We start from the raw sequence: 13,207 nt of genomic DNA, 5'->3' as shown, positions 1-13,207 counted from the left end.
ATCACTCGCAACACGTAAAACTCACAAAAAGGCAACAAGCAAGATTAATAAACCACCAAAAACTTAAATTTCAGAGAATAAGGAAAGAGTAACAGCATGAAATTGGCATTAATAACCAACACACAACAAACGACCAAAATAATAATTTTTAGAATAAAAAATTACAAAAATACAATTAATTAGAATTTTATACGTTTTGGGTATTTATTATCATTCCCACCAATAAAAAGCCCCGCAGTGCGGGGCTTGATAACAAACAGTAACAGTATTGGTTACATGCTGTATGTGTACGGCGCCTGAATACCCAGCGGGATACCAATCGCCCAGTAGGCCAACAGGAAGATTGTCCAGCCAATCAGCATGGCAATCGAGTACGGCATCATCAATGAGGCCAGCGTACCAATACCCGAACTCTTCACATAACGCTGGGTATAGACCACCACCAGCGGGAAGAACACCATCAGTGGCGAAATGATATTAGACACCGAGTCACCCACACGGTACGCCGCCTGAGTCAGTTCAGGGGAAATACCAACCGCCATCAGCATTGGCACCAAGATTGGGCCAATCAAGGCCCACTTCGCCGATGCCGAGCCCACTAGCAGGTTAACGAAAGCTGTCAGCAGGATCATACCAACGATGGTGATCTGGCCCGGCAGGTTCATGGCTTTCAGTAAATCTGCTCCCGATAGCGCCAGCAATGTGCCAAGGTTAGACTGACTGAATGCTGCCAGGAACTGGGCACAGAAGAAAGCCATGACAATATAGCCGCCCATGGTTCCCATGGTCGCCGACATCGCCTTGATAATATCGTCACTCGATTTAAACGTACCTGATACGCGGCCGTAAACCACACCCGGGATAATGAACAGGATGAAGATCAGCGGCACAATAGACTGCATCAAAGGTGCGGTAAAGGCAGTTATTTCCCCTTCCGGCGATCGCAGTGGTGAGGTTTCAGGGAAAACGGCCACCACCAATGCCACGATACCGATAACCATTGCCCAACCAGCGCGATTGAAAGCTTTTGATTCAATGTCGGTAAATGAGCCCAGATCCGGCGCTTCTTCGGCATCGTCATCGATTGGTGTCTTGCTCAGGCGTGGCTCGATGATTTTCTCAGTGACATACCAGCCGATCGCTACAACGATAATTGAAGACAGGCCGGTAAACAGCAAGTTAGACAGCGGGTTAACGACATACTCAGGGTCAAGAATTTGCGCAGCAGACTGAGTAAAGCCGGCCAATAGCGGGTCAATGCCAGAAGGAATAAAGTTAGCCGAGAAGCCGCCCGATACACCAGCAAATGCCGCTGCGATACCCGCTAGCGGATGACGACCCGCAGCATGGAAAATAATACCGCCAAGAGGAATAACCAGAACGTAGCCGGCATCTGCGGCAGTGTGGGAAACAATCGCCACCAAGATAAGCATTGGTGTAAGCAGCTTGGCTGGCGTGAAGTTAAGCATTTTCTTCAGGCCGGTGTTAATGAACCCGGACGCTTCTGCAACACCGACACCCAGCATCGCTACCAATACAATGCCAAGCGGTGCAAATCCGGTGAAGGTTTTAACCATACCAGACAGGAACCCTGCCAGGGACTGCCCTGTCAGAAGGTTGTTGATCTCGATGGCTTGTCCTGTAACAGGGTGGATCAGTCCAAATTCGAACTGAGAAAGTAGTGCTGACAAGGCCCAGACGATGACGAGTCCCCAGAAAAAAAGTAGGGCCGGATCGGGGATTTTATTACCTGCGCGTTCTATGAAGTTTAAGAACTTATCCATCGCACTCGATGGCGCATCGGGTGCTTTCTGTACTGCTTCATTACTCATGGGAACTCCATGGCTGTTGATGATGTGTATAGTTGCGGCGCTGCATTTATAGTTTTGTCGCCAATCAAATATCCCTCTCGGGTTATTAGATGATTGTAATGAAAGCGGGAAAATAAAACGCACACAAACCCAACAAACAACCAGAAAGCATAAGGATATATTGTAAAAAAGTATTAATGCAGAACACACCACCAACGATCATTTAACACACCAGAATCATTTGCTCAACAACAATACCTACAAGCAAACCAGCACTTCGTTTTTATTGCCCATTAGCATCTATCTTCTAGTTCATTAGGATCAAAACGAAAAAAGGCACCCGAAGGTGCCTTTTTCAACTGCTTCACCCAGTCAATGGGCGGAGCATCAAAGCTTCTGTCAACGCAGTAAACTTATTCCCACTCGATAGTCGCTGGCGGTTTACCGGATACATCGTAAACCACGCGGGAGATCCCATCAACTTCGTTAATAATACGGTTCGATACCTTGCCAAGGAAATCATATGGCAGGTGAGCCCAGTGCGCAGTCATAAAGTCGATTGTCTCGACGGCACGTAGCGATACAACCCAGTCATACTTACGTCCATCGCCCATTACGCCAACCGAACGTACCGGCAGGAATACAGTGAATGCCTGAGAAACCTTATTATACAGCTCCGCATTGTGCAGCTCTTCAATGAAGATTGCATCAGCACGGCGCAGCAGGTCACAGTACTCTTTCTTCACTTCACCCAGTACGCGGACACCAAGGCCTGGTCCCGGGAACGGGTGGCGGTAAAGCATGTTGTATGGCAGGCCTAGTTCCAGACCAATCTTGCGAACTTCATCTTTAAACAGCTCTTTGAGCGGTTCAACCAGGCCCATTTCCATATCATCTGGCAAACCACCCACGTTGTGGTGAGATTTGATAACGTGTGCTTTACCGGTTTTAGACGCCGCCGACTCAATCACATCCGGGTAGATAGTACCTTGTGCCAGCCACTTCGCATTCTCAAGCTTCTTCGACTCTTCGTCGAACACATCAACAAAGACGTGGCCGATGATCTTACGCTTGGCTTCCGGATCCGCTTCGCCAGCCAGTGCATCAAGGAAACGGTTTTCAGCGTTCACGTGAACAATGTTGAGACCAAAGTGATCGCCAAACATCTCCATCACTTGCTCGCCTTCGTTCAGGCGAAGCAGGCCGTTATCAACAAATACACAAGTTAGCTTGTCACCGATGGCACGGTGGATAAGCATTGCTACCACCGATGAGTCAACACCGCCGGACAGGCCAAGGATCACCTCGTCGTCACCTACCTGCTCTTTGATGCGGGCAACGGCGTCTTCAATAATGTTGGCCGACGTCCAAAGCTTTTCACAACCACAGATGTTCAGCACGAAGTTTTCGATAATACGCATTCCCTGACGAGTGTGCGTGACTTCAGGGTGGAACTGAACGCCGTAAAAGTGTTTCTCTTCATTGGCCATTGCAGCGTACGGACAGGTGTCGGTTTCTGCCACTTTTACAAAATCAGACGGGATTTCGACCACTTTGTCACCGTGGCTCATCCATACGTCAAGTAGCGCCGTGCCGTCTTCAGCGATGGCATCTTCGATATTTTTGAAGAAATCTGTCGGCTCAACCACCTTAACCTGCGCGTAACCAAACTCACGCAGTGTTGAACCGGCTACCTTACCGCCAAGCTGCTCAGCCATGGTCTGCATGCCGTAGCACACACCAAATACAGGTACACCCGCTTCGAATACATATTGCGGCGCACGCGGAGAACCTTCCTCGGTAACACTCTCCGGACCACCAGAAAGAATGATACCATTAGGGTTGAAGTCGCGGATATCGGCTTCATCAACATCCCAGCTCCAAAGCTCACAATACACACCGATTTCACGGATTCGACGGGCGATTAGCTGAGTATACTGAGAACCAAAATCCAGGATCAGGATGCGTTGGTCATGAATGTTTGTGGTCGTGGTCATTATCGAGCAGTCTCAAAAAAAAGTGAAATTTGGGGGCCTAGAAACGCCCCCGATCTTATACAAGTTTCCCGTTTAGGCAAACGTTTTCCTCAAGCAAAAGTGCGCTTGGTGAAAATTACCCCATACGGTAGTTTGGTGCTTCCTTGGTTATGGTCACATCATGAACGTGCGACTCTTTCATACCCGCACCGGAGATACGCACAAACTCAGCTTTTGTACGCAGTGCCTCAATCGTTGCCGAACCGGTCAGGCCCATGCTCGAGCGCAGGCCGCCCATCTGCTGGTGAACGATTTCCTTGATATGGCCTTTGTAGGCAACACGGCCCTCGATACCTTCCGGTACCAGTTTGTCAGCAGCATTGTCAGACTGGAAGTAGCGGTCAGAAGAGCCCTGGGACATTGCACCCAGCGAGCCCATACCACGGTATGACTTGTAGGCACGGCCCTGGTAAAGCTCAACTTCACCCGGTGCCTCTTCGGTACCTGCAAACATAGAGCCCACCATTACACATGATGCACCGGCAACGATAGCCTTACACATATCACCCGAGAAGCGGATACCGCCATCGGCAATAACAGGAACGCCGAACTCTGCTGCCGCGTCTGCTGCATCAGAAATCGCAGTAATTTGCGGCACACCTACACCGGTAACGATACGGGTAGTACAGATAGAGCCTGGGCCGATACCGACTTTAACCGCATCAACACCGGCTTCAATCAGTGCACGGGCACCGGCACCTGTTGCCACGTTACCACCGATGATTTGTAGTTCCGGGAAGGCTTCACGCGTCTCGCGGATACGCTGCAGAACACCTTCAGAATGGCCATGTGACGAATCAATCAGCAGCACGTCAACTCCAGCTTCAACCAGAGCCTTAACACGCTCTTCGTTACCGGCACCGGCACCAACCGCAGCACCAACACGCAGACGACCTAGCTCATCTTTACATGCATTTGGCTTACGCTCGGCTTTCTGGAAATCTTTCGCTGTAATCATTCCCTTTAGCTGGAACTCATCATTGATCAGCAGCACCTTCTCTACACGGTGCTCTTGCATGATGGCCTCAACCTCTTCACGGGAAGCGCCTTCTTTGGCCGCAGCCAGCTTGCCTTTCGGCGTCATCACCTCTTCAACCTTCATCGAAAGGTCGGTAACAAAACGAACATCACGGCCGGTAATAATACCCACCAGCTCGTTGTTGTCGGATACTACTGGGTAACCAGCAAAACCGTTCTCAATCGTTAGTTGTTTAACATCAGCAATGGTTGCTGTTGGCTTTACTGTCACAGGTTCGGATACCACGCCAGCCTCGAACTTCTTAACCATGCGAACTTCATTCGCTTGTTGTTCGATAGACATATTCTTGTGGATAAAACCGATACCACCTTCCTGAGCTAACGCAATCGCGAAACGGCCTTCGGTTACTGTGTCCATTGCAGCAGAAACCATTGGAATGTTGAGCGTAATTTTCTTCGTTAGCTGGGTGCGCAGATCGGCAGTGTTAGGTAAAACAGTTGAATGGGCAGGGACGAGTAGAACGTCGTCAAAAGTCAGAGCTTCTTTAGCGATTCGTAACATTGCAATATCTCACACCAAGTTGTGGTTTAAAGGAGGATAAAATATTGCGAACGAATTATACGGGGAGAGCAAACGTTTAGCCACAAAAAAATTAATTTTTTTTGTTGACACTTTTTGCTTGATGCGTAATATATTTCGGTTAAGTTTCCGGTGCTGCGGTCATAAGATATCGACCAAGATCTGTCCAGCGATCTGTCTACTCATTTATCAACACGTTATCGCGCACTACTTAGCCTCTCGAAAACAGGTGTCTTGCCTTGTGACCATGTTCGCTCAACAGACCCAATCCAACGATCGTATCTATACCGTTTCCAGTCTCAATGCACAGGTCCGTCTCATTCTCGAAAATGAAATGGGTGTTGTCTGGCTGGTCGGGGAATTGTCAAACCTGTCCATGCCGGTCTCCGGTCATTGGTATTTCACGCTAAAGGACTCACGGGCTCAGGTTAAGTGCGCAATGTTCCGCGGCAGCAACCGCCGGGTGACCTTCAAACCAGCCAACGGCACTCAGGTACTGGTGAAAGCCAGGCTTTCTCTGTATGAGCCGCGTGGTGACTATCAGCTGATCATCGAAAGCATGCAGCCGGAAGGTGACGGTCGCCTGCAGCAGCAATTTGAGCAGCTCAAAATGTCGCTGGCCGCTGAAGGCCTGTTTGCCCAATCGCTGAAAAAGCCCCTGCCCGAGCAGCCAAAACGGGTCGGCATCGTGACCTCGAAAACCGGCGCTGCCCTGCATGATATTCTCAATGTCTTGCAACGACGTGATCCCGGCTTGCCCGTGGTCATTTACCCAACCATGGTACAGGGCGAAGGGGCTGCAATCTCCATCGCCCAGGCTATCGGCCGGGCCAATGCCCGCCAGGAGTGTGATGTTCTGATTGTTGGTCGCGGCGGCGGCTCGCTGGAAGACTTGTGGGCCTTTAACGAAGAAATCGTCGCCCGTACTATCGTTGCCAGCCAGATCCCAGTGGTCAGTGCCGTCGGCCATGAGGTCGATGTGACAATTGCCGATTTTGTTGCTGATGTCAGGGCGCCGACACCGTCTGCCGCGGCCGAACTGATCAGTCGTGATATGACCCATCAGACCCAGAAAATCAGCCAGAAAACCCAGCAGCTCCACCATGCTATGCGCCACTACCTGGCAGGTCGTCAGGCGACAGTGATCAAGCTTCAGCACAGGCTGGACCGCCAGCACCCGCAGGTGCGTCTGAACCAACAACAGCAACACCTCGACGAGCTGTCGAGCCGGATGGAGCGGGCGATGCGCCAATTGCTTAACCGCCACCAGCAGCATATTAGTCGTGCCGAGTACAAGCTGGCCCTGCACTCGCCGGCCCAGACGCTTAAACAGCAGAGCAACCGGCTGGAAAAAGCACAGCACCGCCTGCTCGATGCCATGGATCGCCGCCTGCTCAATGCCAGCCACAAGCTGGCCATGGCCGCAGAGAAACTGGAAACGGTCAGCCCGCTGGCCACACTGGGGCGCGGTTACTCCATCACCCGCAATGACAAGGGTAAGGTGATCCGCCGAGCCGATCAGGTCAGCGCCGGAGATATCCTGAATACCAAAGTGGCAGACGGGGAAATTCGCTCCGTCGTCAGCGACTAGATGGCCGCGCCAGAATCAAAAAACGCCGCAATAGCGGCGTTTTATAATTCTAAACCTTGAATAAACAGACTAATACCAATCTGGATAAGTAGTTGTTCAGATAGTTGCGCAGGAAAAATCACTTAGAACAAGGCATGAATTGCAGCTAACTAGTTACTCTAATTACAAAATTCATAACGCAGTTAAAAGTGATTTTAACCAGCAAGAATGATCAAATACTTATGTAGATTGGTATAAGTTCAGCTATCAGGCCACATCATCAACCAGCATACAGGCATCAATCAGGCGCTGGGTATAAGCCTGTTGCGGCGCTTCAAACACTTGCTGGGCAGTCCCCCGCTCTACCACTTCGCCGCGCTGCATCACGATCACTTCATCTGAGATCGCCCGAATTACCGACAAATCATGGCTGATGAACAGGTAGCCGATATTGTGTCGCTTCTGAATATCCTTCAGCAACTCCAGCACCGTTAGCTGTACCGACCGGTCAAGCGCCGATGTCGGTTCGTCAAGCAGGATAAACTGCGGCTCCATAATCAAGGCCCGGGCAATCGCGATTCGCTGCCGCTGTCCGCCCGAAAACTCATGGGGATAACGGTTAATACAGCTCGGCTCGAGGCGCACTTCTTCCAGCGCCTTACGTGCTCGCTGCATACGCTCTTGCTTGCTCAATTCGGAAAATACGGTAAGTGGCTCAGTTATAATTTCACCAACCGTCATCCTTGGTGACAGTGACCCATAGGGATCCTGAAACACCATCTGCATGTTACGCTTCAGCTCGTAGCGCTGCCGATCCGTCATCGAACGAATGCTCTGGCCTTCAAACAAGATATTGCCGGTAGACGGAAGCAACTGCATCAACGCTCTGCCCAAGGTCGACTTACCAGAGCCTGACTCGCCAACGATCCCGACCGTCTGACCCGGACGTACCGCCAAACTGATCCCTTTGACAGCCTCAAGGTATTCTGTCTCGACACCAAGCCAGTTGGTTTTGAGGACATACTTCACTCTGACATCTTCGGCTTCCAGCACATACGACGAGTGTGCCTCCTCGGAAGGCCCATGGGCCTTAGGTTCGGCATCCAGCAACATTTTAGTATAGCTGTGACGAGGCTGTTCAAATATCTGATGGACACTCCCCGTTTCGACCACTTCCCCTTTGCACATCACCACAACATCATCGGCAAAGTGCTTTACCACCCCCAAGTCATGGGTAATGAATAAAATCGCCATCCCCATCTCAGCCTGGATATCTTTCAGCAACCTGAGCACTTCAGCCTGTACCGTCACGTCCAGTGCCGTAGTCGGCTCGTCGGCCACCAAAATATCGGGCTTATTGGACAGCGCCATCGCAATCATGATCCGCTGCAGCTGACCGCCCGAGAACTCATGAGGGTAATGATTGAGCCGCTTTTCCGGCTCGGGCAGTTGCACCTTGTGAAACAGCGCCAGCGTTTGGGCTACCGCTTCCTTGCGCGACACCTTACGGTGACACACAATCGCCTCTGCAACCTGCTCCCCTACCGGCATGTAGGGGTTAAGCGAGGTCATCGGCTCCTGAAATATCATGGCAATCCGGTCGCCACGGACACTCCGCAATGCCTTTTCAGACATCGACAGAATTTCATGTTGCTGAAAGCGCACTGAGCTGTCAGGCGAGATAACCGCATTGGGTGGCAACAGACCCATTATACTGCTGGAGGATACAGACTTGCCTGAGCCGGACTCACCGACCAGCGCCAGCGTCTGCCCCTTTTCGAGCTGAAATGAAATATTCTTCACCGCCTCGACGGTTTCATCTTCCATGCGGAACGAAACAGAAAGGTTGCTGACCTGCAAAAGTGGAGAAGCTGATGTCATACCAATAATCCCTATCAGTGAATATAAATACCGTAATGATAATTATTATCAAGGAAGGTTACCGTGATTAAACAAGATTTACCACTGTTAAGTATTAACTCACGCAGGCTAATTAGCCATATAACAAAGCAACAGGCAGAGGAACCTAGGCATAATGAACAAGTACCTGCAAACAACCTAGCCGTTCACTGAGATCACACTCAGGCTTTCTCAAAGACCACTCTGACCCGCGACTTGGACTTCAACTCGTTGCAACTATTACAGAAATAACTTGCCGAACCGCATGCATGTAGCTTTTCCAGCTCACTATCACAGTCGGGACAAAACGCCCGCTTCCTGACCGGATGCTGGCAGGCATCACAATAGTACTGACCGTCCTTCCAGTTCAGTTCGTCCTGACAGACAGGACATCGATTCTCGCTCATAACTGTTCTTCCATTATCACTTTCAATGACCAAATCATCTGCGATCCATCAGCCTGGTGCAATGAAAAAACACACGCTTCAAAATATCCGTTGATCCACCTCAGTTTCTGGATCCTTTCGATCCAGATCACGTTACCCACCAAAAATGAAACCGGTTACTGTAACCGGTTTCATTTTTCTATTACAGTGACTGGGTCCTGTTCACCAAACACTACTAAGGTAATCCAGCTATGACGAGCGAAAAGAGAGCATCAGCCTTTCCTGAGAGCTTCTTGTGGGGCGCAGCCTCTGCGGCCTACCAAGTCGAGGGAGCCCATGACGCCGACGGCAAAGGACCGTCAATCTGGGATATTTTTTCTCACCAGCCCGGAACCACCCATGAAGGTACCAACGGCGATATTGCGGCCGATCATTACCACCGTTTCAAAGAAGATGTCGCCCTGATGGCTGAAGCCGGCCTGAAAAGCTACCGTTTCTCTATCAGCTGGCCACGCCTGCTTCCCGAAGGCCGCGGCGAAGCCAACTCTGCCGGTATTCAGTTTTACAGTGAGCTGATTGATGAGCTGCTCAAGCATGGCATCAAACCCATGATCACCCTCTATCACTGGGACCTGCCGCAGGCTCTGCAAGATATCGGCGGCTGGGAAAATCGCGAGACTATTGAGGCTTTCGAGCATTATGCCCGTCTGTGTTACGAGGCGTTTGGTGACCGCGTCGAGCTGTGGTCAACCTTCAACGAGACCCTGATCTTTATCGGTATGGGCTATTTTACCGGTGCGCACCCTCCGAGCCTGACCGATCCCAAGCGCGGTATCCAGGCCTGCCATCACGTGTTTATTGCCCATGCCAAGGCCGTCAGGTTATTCCGCCACTATCAGGCACAGGGCCGCGTGCCGACCAGCGGCCAAATTGGCTTTGTTAACGTCATGCAACCCCATGACCCGATCACCGATAGCCCGGAAGACGTCGCCGCCAGCAAGATGGCCGATGATCTGCTAACCCACTGGCTCTATGATCCGGTGCTCAAGGGAGAGTATCCGCCGCACATCCTGAACATGGCACAGCTGACCTGGGGCGTTCCCGAGTTTGCCCCTGAAGATGAAGACCTACTCAAGGACAATATCTGCGACTTTATCGGGGTCAATTACTACAAACGCGAATGGGTGGCAGCCAACCCAGATACCGACAACACCAAGATTAATACCACAGGCCAAAAAGGCTCGGGACAGGCGTTCGGCTTCAAAGGACTGTTCAAGTTTGTCCGTAATCCCGAGTCAACCTATACCGACTGGGATTGGGAAATTTATCCGCAAGGACTGTGCATCGGAATGATGCGACTAAAAGAGCGCTATGGCGATATCCCATTTTATATCACCGAAAACGGCCTGGGTGCCAAAGACCCTATCATTGACGGCGAGGTCGTCGATGATCCGCGTATCGATTACCTTTCAGGCCATATTGCCGCCGCTGAAGACGCCATCAAACAAGGTATCGATGTTCGCGGTTACTATCCGTGGTCTTTTATTGACCTGCTGAGCTGGCTGAACGGTTACCAGAAACAGTATGGCTTCGTCTATGTCGACCGCGAGAATGGCCTGGCCCGTAAACGCAAGAAGTCCTTCTTCTGGTATCAGGGGGTGATTGAGTCGAACGGTGCCACGCGCTAACGGCATACAACGACAATAATTCCTTGTTGATCCAAAGAGGGATCATGCCCGACAATACGCCTCTCGCGCATTGCTCGGGCTTTTACCTTTTCAGTTTGACATTATTTTCAGGAATCGATTCCCCCATGGCAACGATTAACGATGTATGTAAACTTGCCGGTGTCTCCAAGGCCACTGTTTCCCGTGTGCTTAACAACACCGGACAAGTCAAAAAATCCACCGCAGACGCCGTATATCACGCTATGGATACCCTAGGCTACAAACCCAACAGCCTTGCCCGTGCATTGGCAACCAACTGTACCAATACATTAGGTCTGGTGGTTTCTGCTTTTGAAGGGGCTTATTTCAGCGGCCTGATGCGCACAGCATCGGAAACCAGCGCCTGTGCCGGGAAACAGCTGCTGATCATGGACGGCGGCCACAGCCCCGAATCCGAAGAGCTTGCGATCAACAGCCTGGTCGAACGCAAGGTTGATGCGATTATTCTCTACACCCGGAAAATGCCAGCCAAGAGCCTGAAACGGCTGATGGAGACGCTGCCGGTTCCGCTGGTTGTCATCAACCAAATGGTGGAAGGTTATGAGGAGCGCTGTATCTGTTTCGACCAATACAAGGCAGCCTGCCAAGCGACAGAGTTCCTGATAGCCAATGCCCACCGCAATATTGCCTGTATAAGCGGGCCAGAAGACTCGGTTAACTCCGGCCTGCGGCTGCAGGGCTTCAAAGACACACTGGCCAGGCACCAGCTCGATCACTGCGGCATTTATCACGGTGACTATTACACCCAAAGCGGCTATCACGCCTGTCAGGCCTTGCTGAACAGCGAGCAACAGTTCAGCGCCCTCTTTACTGCCAACGACAGCATGGCAATGGGGGCCATTCGTGCACTGCACGAAGCTGGCATTAAGGTGCCGGAGGAGGTTTCGGTGATGGGTTTTGACAACGATCCAGCCGGTCCGTTCCTAATACCTAGCCTCTCCAGCGTTATGCTTCCGGTAGAGGCCATGGCGCAAACCGCGGTCGAACAGACGCTGTTACTGTTAAAAGGTGAAAAGATCAGCGCTATCGAGTTATTTTCAGGCAGCTTGATCGTGCGTGAATCTGTTGATCAACCTCAAAAGCCATCGTGATCAGCGATCAGGTACCAAAAGAATATTTATCAATACACATCCCGAAAGCATAAGTTACATGTTCTGTTTTTGGATTTTAAACGATATATATATCTTATCGTTTCGCTATATACGGGAAGATCAAGCAAGAAATAAAACCACTTACTATCGTTCGGCTGACAATTGACGGTATCAGGCAACGGGACATCAACAATGTGCTGTCTGATACACGCCCTACGGTCATTTAAGCTGCAGTTCGCGTTATCATTACCAGCTCTTGGTCGCTAACAAGCTGAAATTCAACAGCAATTTTACTGTAATCGGCCAGTGAGCCAATGTGTGTTCCGCCGCAGGGAATTTCAATCAGTACGTCGTTTTCAAGCTCACACTGCCAGTATCGTGAATCGGTCAGCGCCTTTCCTTCACAACGCATTACCACGGCAGCCCCGGCCATACGCCAAGCTTCCAGCTGCTGATTGATCCTAGCCTCGACTTTATCCAGGCAGTGCAGTAGATCTGAACTGTTCAATCCACGTTTACGCAGCGTTTTGCCTAACCGATAGGTATCTGTACTGCAGTCTTCCGACACCCGGCTCTCGGTTTGCGCATAGCTATGAAAGTCGTAATGGCCCATCTCGTCCTTGCGCGAGGCATCTTTACGCCAGAAATCATGATGCAGCACCTTATTCAGTGCCAGTGACGACAGGTGTCCCCCACTGTGGCCCCGGCTCAGGGCCTGTTGGCGAACTTTATCGACATCCAGCTCAACAAGTGCACCGGCTGCCAGCTCCAGAGCATTTTCAGTATGATGCACTACAACAAAAGCCCAGCCGTCGGTATCACGCTTTACAGGAATATCCTTACCGACAAACAGGTTGCCGCTTGCCAACTCGACGGCGCCGGTATAACAACCGGCAACAGCATAGCGACGGCCGTCAATTATGACTTCACCCTGATCGGCGGGATGATCCGGCCAAATATGGCTGACCGGATGAAAAGGCGTCTGATCCGTTACCAGCCAACTTCCTCCACATTCGGCCGGGAGACATAACTGGATTTCAGCCTTGGCTTGCCATTGTGGTTGGGCAAACAACACCTGGGTCGGGGTAACAACTGACATCTTCTTTCCTTTGCAACTACATTGATGCTG

At 50.9% G+C, this 13,207-nt stretch carries 9 protein-coding genes; 3 read left to right on the top strand and 6 right to left on the bottom strand.

Features of this window, described 5'->3' with window-relative positions:
- Window positions 1-272: 272 nt before the first annotated feature.
- From L4D19_RS12150 to guaB, 3 genes are all read right to left on the bottom strand, one after another.
- A complete protein-coding gene (locus L4D19_RS12150) occupies window positions 273-1,832 on the bottom strand; it encodes an AbgT family transporter (protein WP_428452696.1) in 1,560 nt (519 codons plus the stop codon).
- Window positions 1,833-2,224: 392 nt separating this feature from the next.
- The gene (gene guaA, locus L4D19_RS12145; protein WP_428452695.1) at window positions 2,225-3,808 is read right to left on the bottom strand and encodes a glutamine-hydrolyzing GMP synthase; all 1,584 of its coding nucleotides are present in this window, start codon (window positions 3,806-3,808) and stop codon (window positions 2,225-2,227) included.
- Between the two features lie 115 nt (window positions 3,809-3,923).
- Window positions 3,924-5,387 carry an IMP dehydrogenase gene (gene guaB, locus L4D19_RS12140; protein WP_428452694.1) on the bottom strand — a complete coding sequence of 488 codons (1,464 nt, stop codon included), beginning with the start codon at window positions 5,385-5,387 and terminating at the stop codon, window positions 3,924-3,926.
- 259 nt (window positions 5,388-5,646) lie between these two features.
- Here guaB and xseA point away from each other — a divergent pair, with 259 nt between their 5' ends.
- Complete coding sequence (gene xseA / locus L4D19_RS12135) at window positions 5,647-6,996, top strand: exodeoxyribonuclease VII large subunit (RefSeq protein WP_428452693.1); 1,350 nt, start codon at window positions 5,647-5,649, stop codon at window positions 6,994-6,996.
- Window positions 6,997-7,242: 246 nt separating this feature from the next.
- Here xseA and L4D19_RS12130 read toward each other — a convergent pair whose 3' ends face one another.
- Complete coding sequence (locus L4D19_RS12130) at window positions 7,243-8,856, bottom strand: ABC transporter ATP-binding protein (protein ID WP_428452692.1); 1,614 nt, start codon at window positions 8,854-8,856, stop codon at window positions 7,243-7,245.
- Between the two features lie 200 nt (window positions 8,857-9,056).
- On the bottom strand, window positions 9,057-9,281 hold the full coding sequence (locus tag L4D19_RS12125; protein WP_428452691.1) for a zinc ribbon domain-containing protein: 225 nt from the start codon (window positions 9,279-9,281) through the stop codon (window positions 9,057-9,059).
- A gap of 230 nt (window positions 9,282-9,511) precedes the next feature.
- On the opposite strand from L4D19_RS12125, the gene L4D19_RS12120 reads away from it, so the two are divergent.
- Both L4D19_RS12120 and L4D19_RS12115 read left to right on the top strand, forming a co-directional pair.
- Window positions 9,512-10,948 (top strand): GH1 family beta-glucosidase, encoded by a 1,437-nt coding sequence (locus L4D19_RS12120; protein ID WP_428452690.1) that lies wholly within the window; start codon window positions 9,512-9,514, stop codon window positions 10,946-10,948.
- Window positions 10,949-11,073: 125 nt separating this feature from the next.
- Window positions 11,074-12,078 carry a LacI family DNA-binding transcriptional regulator gene (locus tag L4D19_RS12115; RefSeq protein ID WP_428452689.1) on the top strand — a complete coding sequence of 335 codons (1,005 nt, stop codon included), beginning with the start codon at window positions 11,074-11,076 and terminating at the stop codon, window positions 12,076-12,078.
- Between the two features lie 223 nt (window positions 12,079-12,301).
- Here the strand turns inward: L4D19_RS12115 and L4D19_RS12110 are convergent, their stop codons facing one another.
- Window positions 12,302-13,177 carry an alanyl-tRNA editing protein gene (locus tag L4D19_RS12110; protein ID WP_428452688.1) on the bottom strand — a complete coding sequence of 292 codons (876 nt, stop codon included), beginning with the start codon at window positions 13,175-13,177 and terminating at the stop codon, window positions 12,302-12,304.
- Window positions 13,178-13,207 lie beyond the last annotated feature (30 nt).

The sequence above is a fragment of the Photobacterium kasasachensis genome, assembly GCF_050336885.1.
GTDB classification, from domain to species: domain Bacteria; phylum Pseudomonadota; class Gammaproteobacteria; order Enterobacterales; family Vibrionaceae; genus Photobacterium; species Photobacterium kasasachensis.
Note: the sequence above shows the minus strand (reverse complement) of the source record. Positions and strands in the feature narration are given on the sequence as shown.

Coding starts and splice junctions, on each gene's coding strand:
- L4D19_RS12130 (WP_428452692.1), bottom strand. CDS start 8,856: ATGACATCAGCTTCTCCACTTTTGCAGGTCAGCAACCTTTCTGTTTCG.
- L4D19_RS12120 (WP_428452690.1), top strand. CDS start 9,512: ATGACGAGCGAAAAGAGAGCATCAGCCTTTCCTGAGAGCTTCTTGTGG.
- L4D19_RS12150 (WP_428452696.1), bottom strand. CDS start 1,832: ATGAGTAATGAAGCAGTACAGAAAGCACCCGATGCGCCATCGAGTGCG.
- L4D19_RS12115 (WP_428452689.1), top strand. CDS start 11,074: ATGGCAACGATTAACGATGTATGTAAACTTGCCGGTGTCTCCAAGGCC.
- L4D19_RS12125 (WP_428452691.1), bottom strand. CDS start 9,281: ATGAGCGAGAATCGATGTCCTGTCTGTCAGGACGAACTGAACTGGAAG.
- guaA (WP_428452695.1), bottom strand. CDS start 3,808: ATGACCACGACCACAAACATTCATGACCAACGCATCCTGATCCTGGAT.
- guaB (WP_428452694.1), bottom strand. CDS start 5,387: ATGTTACGAATCGCTAAAGAAGCTCTGACTTTTGACGACGTTCTACTC.
- L4D19_RS12110 (WP_428452688.1), bottom strand. CDS start 13,177: ATGTCAGTTGTTACCCCGACCCAGGTGTTGTTTGCCCAACCACAATGG.